This window comes from Arthrobacter sp. 179 (assembly GCF_052379645.1).
Lineage (GTDB): Bacteria > Actinomycetota > Actinomycetes > Actinomycetales > Micrococcaceae > Arthrobacter_H.
Genome location: NZ_JBQSYU010000009.1, coordinates 13561 through 36691, shown reverse-complemented (window position 1 = coordinate 36691; position 23131 = coordinate 13561). Strand labels below are relative to the sequence as shown.

The following is a 23131-nucleotide window of genomic DNA, read 5'->3' as shown; positions in this document are numbered from 1 at the left end:
CCCATGGTCCAGCAACTGATTCCACCGCGCCGCGATGACGGCTCCCCCGATCAGACCGATGAGCAGCTCCTGGAGCTCTATGCTCCGCAGGACCGCGCCCTGGTGCGCTTCAACTTCGTGGCTTCCGCCGACGGGGCGGCCACCACCGGCGGCACCTCCGGCGGGCTGGGAACCGACGCCGACCAGCGCCTCTTCGCCCTGCAGCGCCGCCATGCCGACGTGATCCTGGTCGGTGCCGGAACGATTCGTGCCGAGGGCTACGCCGGTAAGCTCCTCGACGCCGAGGCCCAGGCCTGGCGTCGCGACCGCGGCCTGCCCTCCCATCCGGCCATCGCCGTCGTCTCCGGATCCCTGGCCCTGGATCCGGAATCCGATTTCTTCACCTCCGCCCCGGTCCCCGTGCTCGTCTTCACGACCGGTCCCGCGGATCCGGCCCGCCGGGAGGCGATCTCCCGGGTGGCGGAGGTCATCACCGCAGGAGCGGACGACGTCGACCCGCGGCAGGTCCTGGCCGGGTTGGGCGGGCGCGGGCACCGGATGGTCCATGCCGAGGGCGGGCCGACCCTGTTCGCCTCGTTCCAGCGGGCCGACGCGGTGGATAGCCTCTGCCTGACCGTCTCCCCGGTGCTGGCCGGCGGGGAAGGCCAGCGCATCGCCACCGGGCCCACCTCCGGGAACCAGCCGGTCAGGCTGGCCCTGCTGCTCGAGGAAGCCGGCGCGTTGTTCACCGAATACCGCAGGGCCCCGGCCCACGACTCCGAGTAACACGCTGGTTCATCCGGAACCAGCTCCCGGTGCCGTTCGTTCGGCACAACAGATACACCCATCAGGCAGCCCTTCGGCGCCCACGGAAAGGTCAGGCGTGTCCCCGGCAAGAACCCATTACGAGGTCCTGGGCATCACCCGTGATGCCTCATTGGCCGAAGTGAAGACCGCCTACCGTCGGGCGGCCCGCACCACCCACCCCGACCAGGGCGGAGACGCGGCGGCGTTCCGGGTCGTCTCGCTGGCCTACCAGACCTTGCGGGACCCGGTCTCGCGGGCCGCCTATGACCGCAGCTACGGCACCTCCTCCGCCTACCAGGCCCCGGCCTCCGACGCCCGGGCGGCCGCACGGAGCACCCCCAGGACCGAGCCGGCCGGTGGGCGTCGACCGACCGCCACCGACTCCGTGCGCTATGTCCCGGCGTTCTCCAGCACCCCGACCCCGGTGCTCACCGAGACCGTCGCCTCCCGGCAGATCCATGGGGCTCCCCGGAAGCGCGGTCTGTTCACCCCGCAATCACGGTTGGCCCGCGAGGCCGGGACCGTCAGGTTGCTCTCGGGCCGGATCCTGCCCCACGTTCCTGCGGCCCGGCTGGTCAACGGCCTGCATTCACCGGCGGGCCGTGGATTCATCGACCATGTCGTGCTGTGCGGATACCGGTTGGCGCTGGTCAATTCCATGGTGTTGCCCCGCGGGGTCTACCGCTGGGACGGAACGACGTTGCACCAGGGGGGCAAGGCCATCGATCCCCCGCGGATGGCCTCCCTGGTCCGCGGGATGCAGGAGGCCTTCCCGGAGTTGAACGTCACCGGCTGGACGGTGGTCCATTCCCCCGATGACAACCTCCACGAACCGGTCATCGACTATGCCCGCGGCGCCGACCCGGCCTCCGCCTCGCTGACCCATGTGGTCAACGCCGCGAACCTGGTGCGTGAATTGAAGATGTTCCTGGGCACCGGCCCCAGCCCGAATGTCGTCGATGTCCCGCTCCTGTCCCGGTTGATCGGCGGAATGTACTGACCTGCACGCAGGGACCCCCGACCAGGCATAGGATCTAACGGTGTTCCGCATACTCTTCGTGACCCCCGAGATCCCCGGCAATACCGGCAATGCCATCCGATTGGCCGCCGTCACCGGCGCCGAACTGCATCTGGTCGAGCCCTTGGGCTTCGATCTCTCCGATGCCAAGCTCCGTCGGGCGGGCCTGGACTACCACGATCTCGCCGACGTCCATATCCACCCCGATCTCGACTCCGCCTGGCAGGCGTTGGCTCCCGGCCGGATCTTCGCCTTCACGGCCGAAGGGGAAACGACGTACACCGATATCGGGTACCGGCCCTCCGACGTGTTGATGTTCGGCCGCGAATCGGTGGGGCTCTCCCCGGAGATCAAGACCGATCCCCGCCTCGAGGCCCGGGTCCGCCTGCCCATGCTGGCTTCGAGGCGTTCGCTGAACCTGGCCAACTCGGCATCGATCGTCGTCTACGAGGCGTGGCGCCAACAAGGCTTCGCCGGGGCCTGACGCGCCCTGCCGGCCTCGCCCTATCGGTCCCCGACCCCACCTGCCCTAAGCTGGGAGGGGAGAAAACGCCAGACCATCCAGGGATGAGGATCATGCACCACGAAGAGCCCGAGGATTTCCGTTACGGGACGCCCGAAGACGCCACGGATGATCTGGGTCTGGGCCTGGTCGACGATGCCTCGCAGGAAACGGTACGACGCCGGTCGGCCCCGGTGAAGAAATGGATGCTCGTGGTCGGCGCCGCGCTGGTGGTCGTCATCGGCATCACCGCCCTGGTGCTTGCCCTGATGCCACGCAACGTCGCCGGCGAGGTCGCCGATGCCCCGGATGTCACCGAGACGTCGGCCGGGGTCACCGGTGGAGGTCAGGCCGTGCTGCGCCTTTCGGAGTCCCTTGATGCCGGTTCGTTGGAACTGAGCGACCTGCCCGGAGCCCCCGACCAGCAGACCTACCAGGTGTGGGTCGAGTCCGTCGGCGGCGGAACGGTCAGTTCCGTGGAGGTCCTGGACCCCAAGGACACCAAGGACACGGTGGGTTTCAAATCCCTCGATGACATCGAATCCGTCCTGGTCACCACGGAACCGGTCGATGGTTCCAACGAGCCCAGCGATACCAAGGTCCTCGAGATCGACCTGCCGCACTGATCCGGCGGGCCCGCGGCCTCTTCAGGAGGCCGCGGGGCTCAGAATCCGGCGATGGTATCGGCCGCGTTGACCTCCACGACGTGGAACCCCTCGGCGATCCGTCCTTGCTCGAGCCCGTGGCGTTCGGCCAACGACTCCCCGTTGGCCCGTACGAACCGCTCCATCTTCGACACGTCGGGATGCTGGCTCAAATGGGCCCGCAAGGCCTGGAGCTTCGTTTCGAAGGTGTCGGTGATGTCCACTACATGGTTTTCCCGGGCTTCGGGTCCCCCGTAGAGCCACAGCCATCGCAGTTTGAAAGCCTGAAGCCCGGCGTCCTGCAGTTCCGGGAAGGCATAGGGGTTCTCCACCGCCGGGTACACGGCACGGGTCACCGCTTCCCCGCAGGCCAGGTGGTCGGGGTGGGAACGCTGCAGGCGCGTGAAATCCCGTTCGGGATGTTGGGCCAGCACGATATCGGGGCGTACCTTCCGCGTGATCTCCACGATCTTGCGCTGTACTGCGAACGAGGGTTCGAGGAACCCATCGGATTCGCCCAGAAAGTGCACGTCATAGACGCCGACGCTGCGCGCCGCTGCGCGTTGCTCGGCATGGCGCATGGAGACGATTTCCGCGCGGTGGGCAGGATCGAAGCCTCCGGCGTCGCCGTCGGTCATGATGCAATAGTGGACCTCGACGCCGGAGGTGGTCCAGGCCGCGACGGATCCGGACGCCCCGAAATCGAGGTCATCCGGATGCGCGCCGAAGCATAAGACCCGGCGGACGGTCTCACGTCGCGGGTCGAACACGGTTCCTTCAGCCCTTCCGACGCTGGATCTCGGCGGCGGCCTGCGGCAGGACGCTACGGGCATCGCCCACGATGCCGAAGTCCGCGATCTCGAAGATCGGGGCGTCCTCGTCGCTGTTGATCGCCACGATGACCTGCGAGGTCTGCATCCCTGCCTTGTGCTGGATGGCACCGGAGATCCCGGCACAGATGTAGAGCTGCGGGGAGATCGTCTTACCGGTCTGACCGACCTGGTAGGAGTGCTCGATCCATCCGGCATCCGTGGCCGCGCGGGAGGCACCGACTGCGGCGCCGAGGGCATCGGCCAACTGTTCGACCGGGGTGAAGTCCCCGTCCAGGCCTCGTCCACCGGAAACCACGATGCGGGCATCCTGGAGTTCCGGCCGGGCCGAGACCGCCTTCTCGACGGTTTCGGTGACCCGTGCGGCGGGGCCGGCATCGGCGACCTCCAGGGTCGTGACCTCCGGGCTCGTCGCTGCTGCGTCGGTCGGCTCGACGCTATTGGGTTTGACCGTGATGACCGGGGTGCCCTGGACGGCCCGGGCGTTGACGGTGTACCCGCCGGCCAGCACCGATTTGGTCACCGTCAGGTCGGCGGTGACATCCACCGCATCGGTGATGACACCGGCGGAGAGCTTGATGCCCACCCGGGCGGCGATTTCCTTGCCATCCGCCGAGTTGGGCAGGAGCACGGCTCCGGCCGAGCAGGCGCGGGCCGCCTCGGCCACGAAAGCTGCTTCCCCGGCGATCAGGGTGCCGGCCAGCGCCCCCGCCGGGGCGTAGAGGGCCGTGGCCCCCAGGTTTGCGTAGGCGGCGACGGTTTCGTCTGCAGCCGGTGAGCCGAGGGCGACCACGGGCTCGCCGAGCCGGTGGCCCAGGGTGAGCAGTTCGCGCTGGGCCTTGCCCGGCTGTGCCGTGGGGGTGTCGATGAAAACCAGAATATTAGCCATCTGTTCGCCTCAGCTCCTAAAGAAGTTTCTTGTCTGCCAGGAAGTCGACCAGTTCCACACCGGCGTTGCCGGAGTCGGTGACAACCGTTCCGGCTTCCCGCGGCGGACGCGGGCTCGCGTCCTCGATCCTGGTCCACGATCCGGCGGCGCCGACCTGCGAGGCCTCCAGCCCGAGATCCGACAGGGACAGTGCGACGGTCTTCTTCTTCTTGGCGCCCATGATGCCCTTGAAGTTCGGGTAGCGCGCTTCCTCCCCCTGGTCGGTGACCGACACCAGGGCCGGGGTCGCGGCCTGCAGGGTCTTGGAGGTCGTGTCCGAATCGCGCCGGGCCGTGAGCACGCCGTCCTCCCCCAGTTCCAGCGAGGAGACCATCGTCAGCTGCGGCAGCGAAAGGCGTTCGGCCAGCTGCGCCGGGACCAGGGAGGTCTCGCCGTCGGTGGAGGCCATGCCGGTGATGATGACATCGAATCCGCCCAGATGGTTCACGGCCGAGGCCAGGACCAGCGAGGTGGCTGCGGCATCAGAGCCGGCCAGGGCCGGATCGTTGATGTGCACCCCGTCCGTGGCACCCATCTGCAGGGACTTCTTCACCGCGGCCGAGGCACGCTCCGGCCCCATCGTCAGCGCGGTGACGGTATGGCCGGCCTTGGCTCCTCCGCGCGCCTCCACCAACTGCAATGCCGCTTCGACCGCATATTCATCCAATTCGGACAGGATGCTCTCGGACCGGTCGATGACATGGTCGGAACCGGTCAGGTGGCGGTCGAACTGCGCGTCCGGGACGTGCTTGACCAGGACGAGCACCTTCAGGGGTGCCCCGCTTGTCACGCTCATGATTGCCTTTCACTTGACTCGTCCGGCCGTAGGCGACCGGTACCGTCGATTTCACGGGAACAACCCGCGAATTCCAGTTAATGGGTATTAACAAAGACTAACGTCACAGGGACCGTGCCGCCAGCAGGTGACACCGCGGTCCGGAGACCAGCGTAACCGGCCCCCATCGACAACTGCCGCCTGCGGCCCTTGTCGGGGCCCCAAGCGGCAGTTGGTTCGGCGTGGTTTCCGGCTAGTCGGCGGGCAGGGCGCCCACGGTGGCCTCGACCGTCTTCTCGCCGTCGCCACGGGCGAAGGTGATCTTCGCCTCGCTGCCCTTGGCGTATTCACGGATGGCTGCCGTCAACGACTGGCTATCGGAAATCTGGCGTTCTCCGACCTTGGTGATGACGTCCCCGGATTTCATCCCTGCCTTGTCGGCGGGCGAGCCCGAGGTGACCTCCTGGACTTCGGCCCCGACACTGAACTGGGTTCCCGAGTCGGCCTGCTTGGCCTTGACCGTGACCCCGAGCAGACCATGGGTGGCGCTGCCGTCCTCGATGATGTCGTTGGCGATCCGGTGGGCGTAGTCCATCGGGATGGCGAATCCGACACCGATCGAACCGCTGTCATCGCCCCCGGTGCTCCCGGAACCGCCGGCTGAGGCGATCGCGACGTTCACGCCGACGATTTCACCTTTGGTGTTCACCAGGGCCCCGCCTGAATTGCCGTGGTTGATGGCGGCATCGGTCTGGATGACATTGACGTAGATCGACCCGCTGCCCGCGCTTTGCTGCTGTTGCTTCTCCCCGGGGAATTCAAAGTTGAACTGGTTGCCTTCATCGGAGGAGTCCTTCTGTGCCGAACTATCGGGCACCGCCGAGGAGGCGACGCTGATCGTGCGGTTCAGTGTGGAGATGATCCCGTCGGTGACGGTACCGCTCAAGCCCAGAGGGGCACCGATGGCGATCGCCGAATCACCGACGTTCAGCTTCGAGGAGTCCCCGAGCTTGGCCGGCTGCAGGCCATCGGCCTCGATCTTGATCACCGCGAGATCCGACATGGGATCGGTACCGACGACGGTGGCCTGGTGGACCTGTCCGTCACTGGTGCGCACGGTGATCTTCGGATCCGAGACGGTCCCCCCGAGGGTGACCACATGCGTATTGGTCAGGATGTGGCCGTCGGTATCGAGGATGATGCCCGAACCGGAGCCTCCCTGCTTCTGACCATCGACTTCGATGGTCACGACGCTGGGCGAGGCCTTGGCGGCCGCGGCGCTGACTGCCGTGACGTTCTCCGGGTTGTTGATGACCACGGCATCGCTCTTCTGCGAGGAACTGGCCGTGGGCTGCTCGGAGCCGTCCATCAGATAGTTGGCGCCCACCGCACTGCCCCCGCCGATGAGGGCGGCGATGACCATGCCGGAAATCAGCGTGGCGGTCCCGAAACGCTTGGGTTGGCGGCGCGGGGCCGGGGAGAAGGCCGCTCCCGGAGGGAAGTGGCCGCCACCGGTCGGAGGGGGCGTCGCCCCGGGGCTGCCGCCGGCCGGGAAGGTCCCGGTCCGGGGTTCACCGGTGACGGAGCGGTACTGTTCCGTGGTCGGTTCCGCCGGGGCCTGGGGCGGGGTCTGCGGGCGAGGCGGGACCACGGGGCCGCCAGTGGACGTCCCGGATCCATCCTCCGGTTCGCCTGTCGATCCTTGGGAGAAGGTGTTCCGTTCCTCGCTCATGACGTGGTGTCCTTTCTGGGAGTTCCTTGACTCCAACTATGACAACGTGCGCTGTGTCCTGGAGAAGCTTTACCTGAGCGAAACCTGTGAGAACACGGACGGGTTCCCGTGAGCCGGCCATCGCCGCCGCGTCGCTGTGGACGGCCCCAAATCATACCAATAGACTCAAAGACGACGGTCGAAGGCCATCGTGCGCCGGGAGCAGCCTTCCGGCGTGTGCCCCCAGCGGTGCTGGCCAGCCGTCACCGACGTCGAAGGGTGATCCATGCGATCCATTTCCAGACGCGTTCCGGCGGCCGCCGGATTCGCGTTGCTGTCCATGCTGCTCTTGGCGGGACCAGCGTCCGCCGAACCGCCGGTGACGATCCCCCCGGGCCAATACGTGGTGGACGACGCCGGGGTCCTGGGTTCGGAAGCATCCCGGGTCGACCAGGCGGTCACCCAGTTGCAGGACAGCGAGGGGCTGAACCTCTACGTCATCTACGTCGACGAGTTCTCCGACCCTTCGGACATGGATGCCTGGGTCCAGGACGTGGCCCGGAAGAAGGGCCTGGGCACCACGGACAGCGTGCTGGCCATTGCCACCGACGCGCGGCAGCTTCGCTTGAAGTCCAGCGACAACGGAGAAATCGCCGCCCATGATGCGGACATCGTGACCGAGTACATCACCCCGGACCTGCGCTCGAACACGCTCACGGCCGACGACTGGGCCTCCGCGGCCGAGAATGCCGTCACCGGCATCGAAGCCGCCGCCTCCGGCGAACTCCAGGGTGCGTCCGGGAACGGCGCCTCCGCGTCCTCCGGCGGCTCGGCCGCGCCGTGGATCATCGGCGGGGTCATCGTGGTCGGCGGCGGAACCCTCTGGGTCCTGGGACGCCGGAAGAAATCCCTCCGGGAATCCCGTCGCCCCCGCTCGGCAGACACGGCACCACAGGACCCGCTGGCGTCGTTGAGCATCGAGGAGCTCCGGCACCAGGCCGGCCCACTCCTGATCGCCGCGGACGACGCCATCCGTTCCAGCGAGCAGGAATTGAATTTCGCCCTGGCCGAGTTCGGCGAGGAAGCCATCAAGCCATTCGCGGCGGATCTGGCCAAAGCCAAGGAACATCTGGGCGAATCCTTCAAACTCCAGCAGCAGCTCGACGATTCCATCCCCGATTCCGAAGCCGATCAGCGTCAGTGGCTGGGCACCATCATCCACCGGTGCGAAGCGGTCAACGACTCGCTCGAGGAGCACCGTGAGGACTTTGCCTCCCTGCGTGAGCTCGAACGCAAGCTACCCCAGGCCACCGCGTCCCTGAGGAGCCACCTGGAGGTGCTGCGCACGGATCTGCAGACGGCGAAGTCCTCGTTGACGGGGTTGGCCCAGCGGTATGCGGATTCGGCGCTGCTCCAGGTCAGGGACAACGTCGAACAGGCCGACGAACTCATTGATTTCATCGAGGACTCCCTGAAGACCGCTGCCGAGTCCTCCTCAGACTCCTCCGAGGCCGAGGCAGCCGTCGCGATCCGCGCCGGGGAGGAAGCCGTGGACCAGACCCGGGTGCTCATCGCAGCCATCGGCAAGACCGGGACCAGCCTGGGCCAGGCGAGCGAGGACGTGGAATCCCAACTGGCCGAGGCGCACCAGGACCTCACGCAGGCCCAATCGCTGGTCGATGCGGGCCAGCACCAGGAGCTGGCGGCGCCTGCTGCCGTCCTGAAGGAAACCATCGGCCGGATCGAGGAAGCCCGTCACCAGGGACGCGTGGATCCCGGCGACCTGCTGTCCCGACTGGCCCGCGCCCGGGAAGGCCTCGACGGCCCGCTGGGTGCGATCCGGGACCGCCGGGAACAAACCCGACGGGCTGCGGCTTCATTGCAGTCCGCCCTGCAGACCGCCCGGGGAAAGATCGACGGCACCGACGACTTCATCCGGGCCCGTCGCGGTGGCGTCGGCGCCACGGCCAGGACCCGGCTGGCCGAAGCCCAACGGTATTTCAACGAAGCACTCCAACTCACCGAACAAGACCCCGTCAAGGCGCTGCAAAGCGCCCAGCAGGCCGCCTCGCTCGCGGATCAGGCGGCTCGGCAGGCCGAGTCCGACGTCGATGGCTTCGGCGGCGGTTTCGGCGGCGGCCGGGGCGGCTACGGCCGCGGGAACGGCATGGGCGGAGCCATCCTCGGCGGCATCCTCATCGATTCGATCCTCCGCGGGGGCGGCGGGCGCGGCAGAGGCGGCGACGGCATGTTCGGAGGCGGCGGATTCGGTGGCTTCGGCGGCGGCGGAGGTGGAGGCGGCTTCGGCGGAGGCGGCTTCGGCGGTGGAGGCGGGGGCGGCAATTTCTGAGCCGCCGCCCGGGCTCCCAGAGGATTCCGGCGGTTCGGCCGCCGGTTGCAGGACCAGACCAGTTAAACCCCAGTGGAAGGTGACATCGTGATCAAGCAGTCAATCTTTGGGCGCATCGCCCAACTGGCCAAGGCCAACATCAACTCCATGATCGATTCGGCCGAGGACCCGCAGAAGATGTTGGACCAGATGGTGCGCGACTACACCAACAACATCGCCGAGGCGGAAACGGCGGTCGCGCAGACCATCGGCAACCTGCGCATGCTCCAACAGGACCATCAGGAAGACCAGGAGAATGCCCGCGACTGGGGCAACAAGGCCCTCGCCGCATCGCGGAAGGCCGATGAGTTCCGGGCCGCCGGCAAGGACGAGAACGCCAAGAAGTTCGACAATCTGGCCAAGGTCGCCATCCAGCGTCAGATGCAGTCCGAGGACGAAGCCAAATCCGTCGAGCCGACTATCGCCTCGCAGGAGGAGATCGTCGAGAAGCTCAAAAGCGGCTTGAACGCCATGAACACCAAACGTCAGGAATTGGTGGCCAAACGGGATTCGCTCGTCGCACGGGCCAAGTCCACGCAGGCGCAGTCCCAGGTCCAGGATGCCCTGAAGAGCATCGACATCATGGACCCCAACAGCGAGGTCTCGCGTTTCGAGGAGAAGGTCAGGCGCGAGGAAGCCCGCGTCCAGGGCGCCGCAGAGCTTTCGGCCTCCAGCCTCGACGCCCAGTTCGAGTCCCTCGAGGACCTCGGCGAGCAGACCGAGGTGGAGGCCCGCCTGGCGGCCCTGAAGGCCGGAGGCAGCCCGACGCCCGAGCTGGGCTAGGGACCACGAAGCCCGGCACCTCCCGCTCCACCCGGTGGTCCGTGACCGGTCGGTCACGGACGACCGGGGACACGAAAAGAACCCCGATCCGGCGTCATGCCGAATCGGGGTTCTTCATCTCGTTGCGGGGGCAAGATTTGAACTTGCGACCTCCGGGTTATGAGCCCGGCGAGCTACCGAACTGCTCCACCCCGCGCTGCGAGATATGACTCTACACGAAAGTGGATACCGCCCAAAATCGAGGTGTCCGATCCCCTATTCCTGGGCGATCATCCGGCCGATGATCAGGCGCATGATCTCGTTACTCCCCTCGAGGATCTGGTGAACCCGCAAGTCACGGGCGATTTTCTCCAAACCATATTCACTCAGGTATCCGTATCCGCCATGGAGCTGGATGGCGGCGTTAGCGGTTTCGAAACCGGCATCGGTGGCCACGCGCTTGGCCATGGCACAGAGTTTCAGCGCGTCGTCGGCACCTTCATCCAGGGCCGCCGCGGCCCGCCACAACAGGGTCCTGGCCGTGAAGATCTTCGTTTCCATGTCGGCCAGTTCGAATAGCAGCGCCTGCTGTTTGATCAGCGGTCCGCCGAAGGCCTGCCGTTCCTTGAGGTAGGCGACGGACTTCTCCAACGCGGCCTGTCCCCCGCCCAAGGAGCAGGCGCCGATGTTCAGCCGGCCCCCGTTCAGGCCCTTCATCGCAATGCCGAATCCGTCGCCCTCCTCGCCGAGGCGATTGGCCACCGGGACCCGGACGTTGTTGAAGATGACCTGGCGGGTGGGTTGGGCATTCCAGCCCATCTTCTTCTCCAGGCCGCCGAACCCCAGCCCTTCGGTCCCTGCGGGGACCACGATCGCCGAGATCCCCCGGCTACCGGTATCCGCAGTGCGGGCCATCACCAGGTAGTAGGTCGAGGCCCCGGCACCGGAAATGAACTGCTTGACTCCGTTCAGGACGTACTCGTCCCCCTCACGCACGGCCCGGGTGGTCAGGGCCGCGGCGTCGGAGCCCGCTCCGGGCTCGGTGAGGCAGTAGCTGCCCAGCTCCTCCATGGTCGCCATCCCGGGGATCCACGCGGCCCGCTGCTCGGCGGTGCCGAACCGGTCGATCATCCACGCCACCATGTTGTGGATGGAGATGTAGGCGGAGATCGTCGGGCAGGCCCGGGCCAGTTCCTCGAAGATCAGCACCGCATCACTGCGGGTCAGTCCCGAGCCGCCGTACTCTTCGTCGGCATAGATGGCCCCCATGCCCAGGTCTCCGGCCTGACGCAGCACGTCGACCGGGAAATGGTGTTCCTGGTCCCAGGTGTCGGCGAACGGGGCGATCTGCTCCGTCGCGAAATCGCGCACCATGTCGACCATGGCCTGTTGCTCGTCGTTGAGCTCGAACATGTGTGTCCTTTCGGCCCGGGGGCCAGATGGGGACGTCCGGCACTTTCGACCGGACGGGTGGTCAGCGGCTCACTTTGCCCATCAGTGAGGCAATCGGGCCGACGAAGATGGGTCGTGCCAGCAATGCCGCACCGACGATGACGACCAATGAGATGGCGAAGAAGATGAATCCGAGCCAGCCTCCGTCGTCCCGCGCGGCGAACATGTGGTTCAGGTTGCGCAAGGCCCCGGTGCTGAGCACCAGGGTCACGTGCACGACCACGAAGAGCACGAAGTAGAGCATGACTGGGAAGTGCAACGCGCGGGCCGCTTCGATCGGGTAGAGGCGGTTGAGCCTCTTCGCCTTCGTCGGCCATATCGAGGACATCCGCAGACCGGTGATGATGGCCAACGGGGCCGCCACGAAGACGGTCAGGAAGTAGGTCAGCAGTTGCAGGCTGTTGTAGTTCACCCAGCCGTCATCCAGCGGCCAGTTCAGCGACACGTATTGCAGGCCGGCCGAAACGGCATTGGGGATGATGTCCCAACTGGTCGGGACGATGCGCCGCCATTGGCCGGTGGAGAAGAGCAGGACGATGAAGATGGTCCCGTTCAGGACCCACAACACGTCGAGGCTCAGGTGCATCCAGAGGTCAAGGCTGATGCGCTTGGGCGCCTTCTTGGTCTTGATCAGCCCCTTGTTGTTGCGCACCCAGTGGGCTGCGGGCCGTTGCGTGGTCCGCACCCTCCACCCGGTGAGCACCAGCAGGACGATGAAGAAGGCGTTGAGGAAGTGCTGCCACCCCAACCATGCCGGCAGCCCTACCGGGGCCACGGCGGGCAGCGGAACCTGCCCGGGGTAGGTGGTCATGAATTCCGAGACCGGTGCGGTGCCGGTCAACCACCTGGCACCCAGGACGACCAGCGCCAGGATGACGACGGCACCTCCTGCATAGATGCCGAAGCGTCCCCAACGGCTTCCGGTCACAGCAGATGGTGTGCGGGTTTGCTGATTCACCAATTGTTCCTCTCGGCGCGGTTTGCTGGACTCGATGATACTAGGTCTTGCAACCATTTAGTAGGAGGTCAAAGCTTTTTTCGAGTTTCCGGGCACACAAAAGGTCCCGGCCGATGTTTCCATCGACCGGGACCTTTTCTCCGTTGCGGGGGCAAGATTTGAACTTGCGACCTCCGGGTTATGAGCCCGGCGAGCTACCGAACTGCTCCACCCCGCGGCGTGCTTAAAGCATCCCATCTTCGGGCCCCAACCTCAAATCGAAAGGCGGTGGTGTCACGCAGATCACTACGTGGCACCACCGCCTTCGACGGGGACGGGTCATCGATGGCCGGACTACCGGCCCACCGAGGCCCGCCCTGTGCGGCTAGCCCTTCGAATCCTTGGCCGGAGCCGACCCGTCCTGACCCGGGATCGGGTTGTCCGAGGACTTCTCCTTATCGGTTTCGACCGGCTCACCGGAGATCTTCCCTTCGAGCTCCAGTGCCTTGTCCAGTGCGTCGCCGAGCTTCTTCTGCTCGTTGCCGTACGTGGCGAAGTCACCATCGGACAGGGCCTTCTGGCCAGCCTTGATGGCCGAGTTGGCGTCCGCCAGCGCTTCCTTGAGCTGCTGCTGCTCGTTCGCCGGAGCCTCTTCAGCACCTGCTCCGCCCTCGTCGTCGTCGTGCTTCTTGCTCCCGTCGCCCTCACTCGTCTCGGCACCCGAGGAACCTTCGAAAAGCTGGTCCAGGGATTCGGACAAGGTATCGGCGAAGCCGACCTTGTCGCCGAAGGAGGTCAGCACCTTGCGCAACGTCGGGTAGGACGTCTCGCCGGTGGACTGGACGTATACCGGCTGCACGTACAGCACGCCACCGCCGACCGGCAGCGAGAGCAGGTTGCCGTTGATGACCTTCGAGGCACCGGAACGCAGCAGGTTCAACTGGGTCGACACCGTGGTGTTGGAGTCGAAGTTCTGCTGTGCCTGGCCCGGCCCGGGGACCACGGTGGAACGCGGCAGTTCGAGCAACCGCAGCGTGCCGTAGCCATCGGACTTCTTCCCCTTCTTGTCCCCGGCGTCGGCCTCGGCCGAGAGGAAGCCATAGAGCACGTTGCGCTGCTGGCTTCCGGCGCTGGTCTTGGGGATGAACGTGCTGGTGAGGGAGAACGTCTCCTTCTTCTGGTCCGGCATGCGCAGCGAGAGGTAGTACGGCGGCTGCGGTACCGGGTTGTCCGGTGTGGTCGGGTCGTTGGGGACCGACCAGGCGTCGTTGGACTCGTAGAAGTCGTCGGGATCGGTCACGTGGTAGTCGCCGAGCAGGGTCCGCTGGACCTTGAACAGGTCCTCCGGGTACCTCACGTGGCTCATCAGGTCCCCGGAGATCTCCGAAATCGGCTTCACCGTGGTGGGGAAGACCTTCTGCCAGGCCTTCAGCAGCGGCTCGTCGGGCTCCCAGGCATACAGGTCGACCGAACCGTCATAGGCATCGACGGTGGCCTTGACGGAGTTGCGGATGTAGTTCACCTTGCCCGAGAGCGTCGCGGTCCGGTTCTCACCGGTCAGCGAATCGCGCACGGCGGTGTCGAGCTGCTGCTCGGTGGAGTACGGGAAGGAACTGTTGGTCGTATAGGCGTCCACGATCCACTTCACGCGGCCGTCGACGATGGCCGGGTAGGTATTCGAGTCGGTCGTCAGATACGGGGCGACCTTCTGCACCCGGTCCTTCGGGGACCGGTCGTAGAGGATCTGCGATTCGTTGTTGATGGCGTCCGAAAGCAGCAGGTCCGTGGAGCTGAACTTCAGCGAGTAGACCAGTCGGTTGAACAAATTGCCCACGATGGGCCCGCCGTCTCCTTCGAACGTGGTCTTGGCGTCGCCCTCTCCGGACTGGTCCGAGGGGTGGTCCAGTTCGCGGGCGGTCCAGTCGTCGGGGCCACCGACCACCGAGTATTCCGGAGAGAATTCACCGAAGTAGATCCGGGGCTCGTAGGTGGAATCGTCGGCCAGCACGCCGGTGGTCGGGATCCCGGAGAGCATGAAGTCGGGGCGCCCACCGGCCGCGACCTTGGCGCCGTAGGCGGCCACGGCACCGTAGCCGTGGGTGTAGGTCACGTGCTGGTTGACCCAGCTGTCGGTCGGATCGACGTTGACCTCGCGGACGGCGATGACCGTATCCTCCGTCTTGCCGTCCACCTCATAGCGGTCGACGTTCAGGGTCGGGGCGAATTTGTAGTACGTACGGAACTGCTGGAGCTGGGCAAAGGCATCGGAGACCAGATCGGGGTCCAGCAGGCGGATGTTCGTCGTGGTGGCCTTGTCCTTGGACAGGGCGTTCTTGGCCGTGTCGATGGTGGCATCGTAGTTGCTCGACTCCACGTCGGAGAGGCCGTAGGCCTGACGGGTCATCTCGATGTTCTTCTTGATGTAGGGCTGTTCGAGCGTCTTCTCGGAGGGGACGACCTGGAATTGCTGCACCAGCATCGGGTAGACCCCGCCGGCGACCAGGGCGGTCACCACGAGCATGGCCGTGCCGATCAGCGGCAGCTTCCACCGGCCCATGATGGCGCCGACCACGAACAACACGGCCACCAGGACCGCGGCGACGACCAGGATCGTCTTGGTGGGGATGACGGCATGCACATCGGTGTACAGCGCGCCGGCGACGCGTCCGCCCTGGTCCTCCAGCGTGGAGTAGCGGTCAAGCCAGAAGTTGGCGCCCTGGAGCAGCAGGAACAAGGCGGCGGCGATGGAGACATGCAGCCGGGCCGAGCGGGAGATGGTGACTCCACCGCGTTCCTGGATGCGGATGCCCCCATAGAGGTAGTGGGTCAGCAGCCCGGCAATGCCGGCGATCAACACGACGCTGATCAGGAAGCCGACGAGCAGCCCGTAGAAGGGCAGCGAGTTCATGTAGAAGGAGAGGTCCAGGTTGAACTGGGGGTCCACTTCCCCGTAGGGAACCCGGTTGATGTACAACAACACGGTCTGCCACTGGGAGGCCAGGGCGGTGGCGGCGAAGGCGCCGATCACCAGCGGGATCCCCCACATCAGCAGGCGGCGGATCGGCTCCAGCTGGGCCTGGTAGCGGGAGATGTTGTCCTGCATCTGCATGTCAGGGGCGTACACCGGACGGGTTTTGAAAGCGATCTGCAGACTGGCCCGGATGGCTGCGGCCATGATCAGGAAGGCCACCACGAAAATGGCCACCTTGGTGAGCAGTTCGGTCCAGAACACCTGCCCGTAGCCGACCTGGTTGTACCAGAGGACGTCGGCGTAGATATTCGCGAAGAAGATGAACGCGGCCACCAGGATGCCGATGGCCACGATGGTGGGCACCAGCGGCGATGGCTTCTTATTGGTGGGCGCGGGGCGTTGCTGGCCGCCGCCTTCGTCATCGCCGGAACCCTGGGGTCGTCGGCCGAACGGGTTGTCAGGACCAAAACTCACTTATTGAACCTCATCGTTGGTACGAGCTACCGCGCACCCACAGTAGGCAGGAGCACACTCGCCCATTCTGCCTTGAGTCAGGTCAACTCGCTAACCCCCCGGGGGGTGTTGCGTGGGTTTCACAGCAGAAACATTCACGAACCACAGGTCGACAGGGTCTCCGGGTCGGCTCCAGAGGCGATGGATTCCACCGACTGGCGCGCCTGTTCGAGGGTGGAGACCTTGACGACGGTCAGCCCGTCCGGCACGCGTCCGTCGATATCGCCACAGTTGCCGGCGGGGGCCAGGAAGTAATCCGCGCCTCCGCCCCTGGCACCTACCAGCTTCTGGGCGATGCCTCCGATGCGGCCCACCTTCCCGTCTGCGTCGATGGTCCCCGTTCCGGCGATGTTGTTGCCTCCGGTGAGATCCTCGGGGGTGAGCGTATCGATGATTCCCAGGGCGAACATCATCCCGGCGCTGGGCCCGCCGATATCGGACAGGGTGAACTTCACATCAAAGGGGAAGGTGTACCGGGTGCCCAGGTAGACGCCGAGTTGGTGTTTCCCGTCGTCGGAGACCGTGGTCTTCGCGGTGAGCTTTTTTTCCTGGCCGGCCCGTTCGATCTCCAACCGGGGTTTCCCCTCGGAGGAATCCTGCAGCGCGGACCGGAGCATGTCCAGATCGGTGATGGGGCGGCCGTCGATCCGCCGCAGGACGTCGTCGGTCTGCAGCAGGCCCTTATTCGTGGTGTTGGCCAGCCCGGCCACCGTGAGTTCCTGTTCGTAGTCGATCCCCAGGTCCCCCAGGGCCGCGGCTACCGAGCTCTGCTGGGAATCGTCCATCTCGGCGGCGTTGTTGTCACTGATCTGCTCGCTGGTGGCGGTGCGCGGGTACAGCGCTTCCTCCGGATAGACGTCCTCGCTCGGATCCGCCCAGGCCTGGAGCACCCTGAAGAAGGAGGTCTTCCCCTGCGCCCCGCCCAGGACGTAGACGGTCGTCAGGTCCAGGGAACCACTAGTGGGGTAGGTCTTGTGTCCGGAGACCTCGATGAGTTGTTTGCCGTGTTCCTTGCCCAACGTGTTGACGGCCGGACCCGGGGCCTCCACGACATAGGGAGTGGGCAGGGCCAGCGCCACGAACGCGAGCACGACGGCCAGGCAGGTCGCCGTGATCAGCCGCCGCTGGCTCCGGCGCGGGCGGACGGGGGGCGGTTCGTTTTCCGGCGCCGGCTCGTGGGTGGCGCGCTCCTGGGGGTCCTGCGGCTGGGTCACCGTGGTTGTCTTTCCTTCCGGCTTTTCGCCGACCCGCAGGCCGGTGCGCATTAGATCCCCCCAAGGCTACAAGGTAAGTCCTTGTTTTCGCTGTGCCGACAGCGAACCTGCCGTTTCATCCCTCGTGGCCGTCCACGGTCCGGGGGTACCGTGGGTGCATGGCTGAGAACCCCCCGAACAACCGCCCAGACGGCTCTGACGACCCGGATGATTCCGGCAGCAACGACCCCTTTTCGGAGATGCTCTCCAACCTTTTCGGTGGCCAGCTTCCTCCGGGCATGGACCCCGCCGATCTGCAGAAGCAGTTCGGTGCCATGGGCATGCCCTCGGATCCGGCCGCCATGCAGGCGATGATGGCCCAGATGCAGGCCATGATGGGTGCCATGTCCTCCGGCGACGGAAGCCCCGTGAATTGGAAGCTGGCCCAGGACACCGCCCGCCAGGCAGCCTCCGGGGACGACCCCAGCGTGACCACGGCGCGGGCCGCAGCCATCACCGAAGCGGGTCGACTGGCCGATCTGTGGCTCGATCAGGCCACCACCTTCGAGGCCTCGGCCTCGGGTTTCTCCTCCTATTCGCGGGCCCAGTGGGTCGAGAAGACCCTGCCACGGTGGAAGAAACTCACCGAACCCGTGGCGATCAGCGTTTCGCAGGCGATCAGTACCGCCATGCGCGATCAGGTCCCCGAGGAAATGAAGTCCATGCTCGGCTCCGCCCAGGGCATGTTCCAGAACCTCGGCGGCGCCATGTTCGGCATGCAGCTGGGTACGGCCGTCGGCGGCCTGGCCAAGGACGTGCTCGGATCCACTGATATCGGGATTCCGCTCACCACGGATGCGCCGGCCCTGGTGCCCACCAACGTGGCGGCCTTCGGCGAGGGTCTGGACATCCCCGAACAAGAGGTCATGCTCTTTGCCGCGTTGCGCGAATCAGCCCACGCCCGACTCTTCCAGCGGGTCCCCTGGTTGCAGGCCCATGTGCTAGGAGCCATCGAGGATTACGCCCGCGGAATCCACATCGACATGTCCAGGGTCGAGGAAGCCATCCGCGACATCGACCCGTCCAATCCCGAATCCATCCAAGGGGCCGTGACGGAGGGGCTCTTCATGCCCCAGCGCACCGGGGCCCAGGAGGCGGCACTGGCCAAGCTCGAAACGGCATTGGCCTTGATCGAAGGCTGGGTCGATGAGGTCGTGGCCGAGGCGGCAGCCAATCTGCCCTCCGCACCCGCCCTGCGTGAGACGGTCCGGCGGCGCCGGGCCACCGGCGGGCCCGCCGAGCAGGCCTTCGCCTCCCTGGTTGGCCTCGAATTGCGTCCACGTCGGCTGCGCGATGCCGCCACGCTGTGGTCGATCCTCAAGGATGAGCGTGGAATGGAAGGTCGGGACGCCGTCTGGCAGCATCCGGATCTGATGCCGGCCGCCGAGGATCTCGACGATCCCGAGGGATTCTCCTCGCGGCGGGCCCTGGCTGAAGCCTCGGCTGGCGAGATGGATGAGGCCCTGAACCGGTTGCTCGACGGCGGCTACGACGAACCCGAGCAGACGCCCGGGGCCTCCGATGAAGATCATTCCTCCGACGACGGGGACCCCGACTCCCCCGAGGATGGGTCGGACCCCGGGCAGGGCCCCGAGACGCCCCGCTGACCTTCAGCCCGTGCTATCCCCCCGCCTCACACCCAGCCGGGTGTGAGGACTGAAACGGCCGGTGTCGTCCCTGCGGACGCCACCGGCCGTTTCAGTCGGTCCAATCATCGGACGGCTCCTCATCCCACCCTCCGGCCCCGTCGGCTCCTTCACGATCTCCGGGGCCGCTACCGGCCCGGGGAGGCCCCCGATGGGTCCCCTCCGTTTCCTGCTCCTGCGCCATGCCGAAACTGACGCCCCAGAGGTAGGCCTTGGCCTCGTCAAGCCGTTCGAAGCGGGCTTCGAGGGCCTTGAACTGGGGGCCGTGACCGTCCTCGGCGATGAGATGGGCGAGTTCATGGACGAGGATGTAGTCCTGCACCCAGGACGGCATCTGCTGCAACCGATGGTTCAGCCGTATCGCCCCCGAGCCGGTGGAGGTCGACCCCCATCTGGTGTTCTGGTTGGTCACCCATTTCACCGACAACGGTTCGGCCCGTGACTGCAGGTACTTCCGGTTCAGGCGCTGGGCCCGCTGCATCAGTTCCGTATCCGCGTTTTCGCCGAACTTCCCCAGGGCCTTCGCCCGCCGGGCCAGGATGTCAGGGACCATCCGGTCGACCCAGTCGTTTTCCTGCCGCAGGCTCAGGGTGGCCGGGATGGAAATCACCGCGGCCCCGTCCTTCCAGACACCGGAGACCGTGCGGCGCCGCCGGGCCGAACGCAGCACGCGCACATTCACCCCGTCGGCGGTGACCAGTTCGCGTTCGGTCGGTCGCTGGACCATGGTGGTTCCTCGTTTCTCGTCGTCGTATGCCGCGGTGGCCACTCGCCCACCAGAAGCTGTGGAAACCCGGATTCCAGCGCACCGGACCTGTCAGGATATCCCCACCGGAACCCTTCCGGCAGAATCGCTGGAGGCGAACATGCGCATCATCCCCGGACTTCAGATCGTCAGCGTAACCGAGACCTCACTTCGGATTGGAGCCCCAGGCGACGGACTGTGGATGACCGGGCTGACCCCCGTCGACCAGCAGTACATCCACTGGCTGGCCACCGAGGACGGAAGTACCGTCGAGCCACCGCCGCACGGCTCGCTCAGCCCCGATCCGGGCCCGCGCCGGCGCCGCGAACTCCTCGACTTGCTGGCTCCGGTCCTGGAGGATTCCTACCGGCTGCCCGGCGCCCTGGGGGCCAGTCTGGTCCCTGACGTCAATGCATATTCGGTGGCCTATACGGCACCGGCCGGGGAACTGGTCCGGCAACGGTCCCGCTCCGCCGCCCGGATCCACGGCCTGGGCCGCTGCGGTCAGACCATCGCCTCGTTGCTGGCAGCCAGCGGGATCGGTGGGCTCTACCTGAACGACGAGCATCCGGTCCTCGCCGGTGACATCGGCATCGGTCCGTTGCGGATGGCCGATCTGGGTAAATCGCGCACCGTCGCCCTGGCCCACCGGCTGGGCCAGCAATGGCCCCGTACCCGGCTCTCCGGATGGGCTCCGGGCCCCGATTCCTCCGGGGTGGGAGCCCGGATCACGGTGGTGACCGCTTGCGACGCCCTGCCCGAATCATGGGCCGCCCATCTGGCGGGGACCCGCATGCCCCACCTGCCGGTGGTGTTCGGTCCGGCCTGGGCACGCGTCGGACCGCTGGTCATCCCCGGGCTGACGACCTGTCTGGATTGCGCCCAACCACCTGTCGGGGCCCCGATGGCGGGCCCCCGGGCCGCAGGGACGCCCCGACCGGGGAGTTCGACCGCCGAGTTGGCGCTCTCCTGCACCGCCGCCGGGCTGGCTGCCGTACAGATCCTGATGTTGCTGGACGGGGTCAATGTCCCCTCCACCGCCGACGCCATGCTGACCATCGATCTGGCGACCGGTGGCGTGCAGCGGGTCCCGGTCCAGCCGCGTTCCGACTGCACCTGCATGGTTCCCGCCGCCTGACCGGTGGTCTCAGGCCGGGGCGGACCCCGTGCCCAGGATGTCCAGGACGTCCTGGCCGTAGCGTTCCAGCTTGGCCGACCCGACCCCGGATACCTTGGACAGTGCCGAGGGATCGGAGGGCATGGCTTCGGCAATGGCCATCAGCGTTGCGTCGGTGAACACGACGAAGGCGGGCACCTCGGCCTCCTTGGAGGTCTTCAACCTCCATTCGCGCAGGGCCTCGTACACCGCCTCGTCGTAGCTCGAGGGGCAGTCGAGGCACCGACCGAGTTTGCGCTCGGCAGGGCTGCCCAACAAGGTTCCACAGACCCGGCAGGTCGGCGGGGTGGCCGCCTTGCGTCGTTTAGAACCGCCGCCCGCGGGCCGGGCCGCGGCCCGGGAGGAGGAGGCCGGACGCAGCCCGTCCAAAAAACGCGAGGGCCGTCGACTGGCCCGCCCTCCCGGGGTCCGCGCCGTGGACCAGGTCAGCGACAACTGCTTCCTGGCCCGGGTGATGCCCACATAGAGCAACCGGCGCTCCTCGTCATAGTCGCCCTGGTCCTCGGCGAAGGAGATCGGCATCAGCCCCTCGCTGAGCCCGACCAGGAACACGGCATCCCACTCCAGCCCCTTGGCCGAGTGCAACGACGCCAGGGTGACCCCCTGGACAGTCGGCGCGTGTTGGGTGGTCGCCCGTTCATCAAGTTCGGCCACGAACTCCAACAAGGTGAATGGTGTTTCGCGGTCGGCCCGGGCTGCGGAGAGCTCGTCGGCGAGCGCGACCAGCGCGGAGAGCGATTCCCAGCGTTCACGCACTGCCCCGCCACTGGTGGGAGCCTGCGGGGAATAACCCAGCGAAGCCAGCACATCACGGCAGAGCTGGGGTACGGCGTCGTCCGCCGGCTGACGCGAGGCGGCACGCAGGGCCAGTACCGCGTCACGGACCTCCCTACGTTGGAAGAAACGCTCCCCGCCCCGCAGCTGGTAGCCGATCCCCGCCCCCGAGAGGGCTTGTTCGTAGGCCTCGGACTGTCCATTCGTCCGGAACAGCACGGCGATCTGCGCCGGTTCCACGCCGTCCTGGATCAATGTGCCGATGGTGCGGGCCACATGGGCGGCCTCCGCCTCGTCGTCGCTGCATTCGGTGAACGCCGGTTCGGGGCCCGGCTCTCGTTGGGCGAGCAGTTCCAGCGGCGTCGCCCACTGCACGTCGCGGCCGGCGACCCCATGTTCGAGGCGGCGGGAGGCCAGCAGACTGTTGGCCAGGTTCACGACCTGGGGGGTGGAGCGGTAGTCGCGGACCAGGCGGACCACCGGGGCCTGCGGATACTCGAGGGTGAAGTCGAGCAGATGGGAGGGGGTGGCCCCGGTGAAGGAGTAGATGGTCTGGCTGGCATCGCCGACCACGCACAGTTCGTCCCGCCCACCGAGCCAGAGCTTGAGCAACCGCTGTTGCAGCGGTGAGACGTCCTGGTACTCGTCGACGACGAAATGCCGGTACTGCTCCCGCACCGAGGCAGCCACCCGGGGGTCCTCGTCCAGGATCCCCACGGTCAACAGCAGCACGTCCTCGAAGTCGATCACATGGCGATCGGATTTCACGTCCTCATAGGACTGGAAGAGCCGGGCCACGGTACGCGGGTCCAAGCCGGCGGCCTCGGCCCGTCCCGAGGCCGCCGCGACGTACCCCTCGGGGGTGTGCATCGAGACCTTGGCCCATTCGATTTCGGCGGCCATGTCGCGGATGGAGGCCCGGTCGGTGGAGATGCGTAGCCGGCGGGCTGCTTCAGCCACGAGCTGGGCCTTATGCCCCACGATCGACGGCAGCTGCCCGCCGATGGCCTGCGGCCAGAAGTATTGCAGTTGGCGCAAGGCCGCGGCGTGGAAGGTCCGGGCCTGGACGCCGCCGGCTTCGAGGTCACGCAGCCGGGTGCGCATCTCGCTGGCGGCCCTGGAGGTGAAGGTCACGGCCAGGACCTGGTTGGGCTTGTACACCGAGGTGTGCACGCCGTAGGCGATGCGGTGGGTGATGGCACGGGTCTTGCCGGTTCCGGCCCCGGCCAGGACGCAGAGCGGCCCGTTGAGCGTGGTCGCCACGCTGCGCTGCTCCTCGTCAAGGCCGCCAAGGATGCGCTCTTCCAATGTGGTCATG

18 protein-coding genes and 2 tRNA genes are annotated in these 23131 nt (G+C 66.6%); 8 read left to right on the top strand and 12 right to left on the bottom strand.

What is annotated here, in order from left to right; genetic code table 11:
- The first annotated feature begins 3 nt into the window (after positions 1-3).
- The 4 genes from ACT3UE_RS07590 to ACT3UE_RS07575 all read left to right on the top strand — a co-directional run bounded on the left by ACT3UE_RS07590 (position 4) and on the right by ACT3UE_RS07575 (position 2932).
- Complete coding sequence (locus ACT3UE_RS07590; RefSeq protein WP_444566498.1) at positions 4-765, top strand: dihydrofolate reductase family protein; 762 nt, start codon at positions 4-6, stop codon at positions 763-765.
- A 97-nt stretch (positions 766-862) separates the two neighbouring features.
- Positions 863-1786, top strand: coding sequence for a J domain-containing protein (locus tag ACT3UE_RS07585; RefSeq protein WP_444561476.1), 924 nt, complete (start codon positions 863-865; stop codon positions 1784-1786).
- 40 nt (positions 1787-1826) lie between these two features.
- Positions 1827-2288: a tRNA (cytidine(34)-2'-O)-methyltransferase gene (locus tag ACT3UE_RS07580; RefSeq protein WP_444554359.1), complete on the top strand. Its 462-nt coding sequence runs from the start codon at positions 1827-1829 to the stop codon at positions 2286-2288.
- A 92-nt stretch (positions 2289-2380) separates the two neighbouring features.
- The gene (locus ACT3UE_RS07575) at positions 2381-2932 is read left to right on the top strand and encodes an anti-sigma factor (RefSeq protein WP_444554358.1); all 552 of its coding nucleotides are present in this window, start codon (positions 2381-2383) and stop codon (positions 2930-2932) included.
- A 38-nt stretch (positions 2933-2970) separates the two neighbouring features.
- On the opposite strand, the gene ACT3UE_RS07570 is transcribed toward ACT3UE_RS07575, so the two are convergent.
- The 4 genes from ACT3UE_RS07570 to ACT3UE_RS07555 form a co-directional block, all read right to left on the bottom strand.
- Positions 2971-3720 (bottom strand): PIG-L deacetylase family protein, encoded by a 750-nt coding sequence (locus tag ACT3UE_RS07570; RefSeq protein WP_444561475.1) that lies wholly within the window; start codon positions 3718-3720, stop codon positions 2971-2973.
- Positions 3721-3727: 7 nt separating this feature from the next.
- Complete coding sequence (locus ACT3UE_RS07565) at positions 3728-4669, bottom strand: electron transfer flavoprotein subunit alpha/FixB family protein (RefSeq protein ID WP_444561474.1); 942 nt, start codon at positions 4667-4669, stop codon at positions 3728-3730.
- Between the two features lie 16 nt (positions 4670-4685).
- Entirely contained in the window at positions 4686-5504 is an 819-nt protein-coding gene (locus tag ACT3UE_RS07560; RefSeq protein WP_444561473.1) for an electron transfer flavoprotein subunit beta/FixA family protein, read from the bottom strand.
- A gap of 232 nt (positions 5505-5736) precedes the next feature.
- Positions 5737-7215 carry a trypsin-like peptidase domain-containing protein gene (locus ACT3UE_RS07555; RefSeq protein WP_444561472.1) on the bottom strand — a complete coding sequence of 493 codons (1479 nt, stop codon included), beginning with the start codon at positions 7213-7215 and terminating at the stop codon, positions 5737-5739.
- A gap of 265 nt (positions 7216-7480) precedes the next feature.
- Between ACT3UE_RS07555 and ACT3UE_RS07550 the strand changes: the two genes are divergently transcribed.
- Both ACT3UE_RS07550 and ACT3UE_RS07545 read left to right on the top strand, forming a co-directional pair.
- Positions 7481-9544, top strand: coding sequence for a TPM domain-containing protein (locus tag ACT3UE_RS07550; protein ID WP_444561471.1), 2064 nt, complete (start codon positions 7481-7483; stop codon positions 9542-9544).
- A gap of 87 nt (positions 9545-9631) precedes the next feature.
- The gene (locus ACT3UE_RS07545) at positions 9632-10366 is read left to right on the top strand and encodes a PspA/IM30 family protein (protein ID WP_444554352.1); all 735 of its coding nucleotides are present in this window, start codon (positions 9632-9634) and stop codon (positions 10364-10366) included.
- A 122-nt stretch (positions 10367-10488) separates the two neighbouring features.
- Here the strand turns inward: ACT3UE_RS07545 and ACT3UE_RS07540 are convergent.
- The 6 genes from ACT3UE_RS07540 to ACT3UE_RS07515 form a co-directional block, all read right to left on the bottom strand.
- A tRNA-Met gene (locus tag ACT3UE_RS07540) sits at positions 10489-10562 on the bottom strand.
- 59 nt (positions 10563-10621) lie between these two features.
- The gene (locus ACT3UE_RS07535) at positions 10622-11758 is read right to left on the bottom strand and encodes an acyl-CoA dehydrogenase family protein (protein WP_444554351.1); all 1137 of its coding nucleotides are present in this window, start codon (positions 11756-11758) and stop codon (positions 10622-10624) included.
- A gap of 61 nt (positions 11759-11819) precedes the next feature.
- Positions 11820-12755 (bottom strand): cytochrome b/b6 domain-containing protein, encoded by a 936-nt coding sequence (locus ACT3UE_RS07530; RefSeq protein ID WP_444554350.1) that lies wholly within the window; start codon positions 12753-12755, stop codon positions 11820-11822.
- A gap of 143 nt (positions 12756-12898) precedes the next feature.
- Positions 12899-12972, bottom strand: a tRNA-Met gene (locus ACT3UE_RS07525).
- Positions 12973-13119: 147 nt separating this feature from the next.
- Positions 13120-16179 (bottom strand): UPF0182 family membrane protein, encoded by a 3060-nt coding sequence (locus tag ACT3UE_RS07520; protein WP_444554349.1) that lies wholly within the window; start codon positions 16177-16179, stop codon positions 13120-13122.
- Positions 16180-16313: 134 nt separating this feature from the next.
- The gene (locus ACT3UE_RS07515; RefSeq protein WP_444554348.1) at positions 16314-17432 is read right to left on the bottom strand and encodes a YlbL family protein; all 1119 of its coding nucleotides are present in this window, start codon (positions 17430-17432) and stop codon (positions 16314-16316) included.
- Between the two features lie 158 nt (positions 17433-17590).
- Here ACT3UE_RS07515 and ACT3UE_RS07510 point away from each other — a divergent pair, with 158 nt between their 5' ends.
- On the top strand, positions 17591-19078 hold the full coding sequence (locus ACT3UE_RS07510) for a zinc-dependent metalloprotease (protein ID WP_444554347.1): 1488 nt from the start codon (positions 17591-17593) through the stop codon (positions 19076-19078).
- 91 nt (positions 19079-19169) lie between these two features.
- On the opposite strand, the gene ACT3UE_RS07505 is transcribed toward ACT3UE_RS07510, so the two are convergent.
- Positions 19170-19886 carry a M48 metallopeptidase family protein gene (locus tag ACT3UE_RS07505; protein WP_444561470.1) on the bottom strand — a complete coding sequence of 239 codons (717 nt, stop codon included), beginning with the start codon at positions 19884-19886 and terminating at the stop codon, positions 19170-19172.
- A gap of 178 nt (positions 19887-20064) precedes the next feature.
- Here ACT3UE_RS07505 and ACT3UE_RS07500 point away from each other — a divergent pair, with 178 nt between their 5' ends.
- Positions 20065-21000: a hypothetical protein gene (locus tag ACT3UE_RS07500; RefSeq protein ID WP_444561469.1), complete on the top strand. Its 936-nt coding sequence runs from the start codon at positions 20065-20067 to the stop codon at positions 20998-21000.
- Between the two features lie 9 nt (positions 21001-21009).
- Here the strand turns inward: ACT3UE_RS07500 and ACT3UE_RS07495 are convergent, their stop codons facing one another.
- The gene (locus tag ACT3UE_RS07495; RefSeq protein WP_444561468.1) at positions 21010-23130 is read right to left on the bottom strand and encodes an ATP-dependent DNA helicase UvrD2; all 2121 of its coding nucleotides are present in this window, start codon (positions 23128-23130) and stop codon (positions 21010-21012) included.
- Position 23131: the final 1 nt, after the last annotated feature.

Bases quoted from the DNA above. Each gene is read 5' to 3' on its own strand.
- ACT3UE_RS07495 (WP_444561468.1), bottom strand. From the start codon at position 23,130: ATGACCACATTGGAAGAGCGCATCCTTGGCGGCCTTGACGAGGAGCAG.
- ACT3UE_RS07550 (WP_444561471.1), top strand. From the start codon at position 7,481: ATGCGATCCATTTCCAGACGCGTTCCGGCGGCCGCCGGATTCGCGTTG.
- ACT3UE_RS07535 (WP_444554351.1), bottom strand. From the start codon at position 11,758: ATGTTCGAGCTCAACGACGAGCAACAGGCCATGGTCGACATGGTGCGC.
- ACT3UE_RS07500 (WP_444561469.1), top strand. From the start codon at position 20,065: ATGACCGGGCTGACCCCCGTCGACCAGCAGTACATCCACTGGCTGGCC.
- ACT3UE_RS07560 (WP_444561473.1), bottom strand. From the start codon at position 5,504: ATGAGCGTGACAAGCGGGGCACCCCTGAAGGTGCTCGTCCTGGTCAAG.
- ACT3UE_RS07555 (WP_444561472.1), bottom strand. From the start codon at position 7,215: ATGAGCGAGGAACGGAACACCTTCTCCCAAGGATCGACAGGCGAACCG.
- ACT3UE_RS07565 (WP_444561474.1), bottom strand. From the start codon at position 4,669: ATGGCTAATATTCTGGTTTTCATCGACACCCCCACGGCACAGCCGGGC.
- ACT3UE_RS07575 (WP_444554358.1), top strand. From the start codon at position 2,381: ATGCACCACGAAGAGCCCGAGGATTTCCGTTACGGGACGCCCGAAGAC.
- ACT3UE_RS07510 (WP_444554347.1), top strand. From the start codon at position 17,591: ATGGCTGAGAACCCCCCGAACAACCGCCCAGACGGCTCTGACGACCCG.
- ACT3UE_RS07590 (WP_444566498.1), top strand. From the start codon at position 4: ATGGTCCAGCAACTGATTCCACCGCGCCGCGATGACGGCTCCCCCGAT.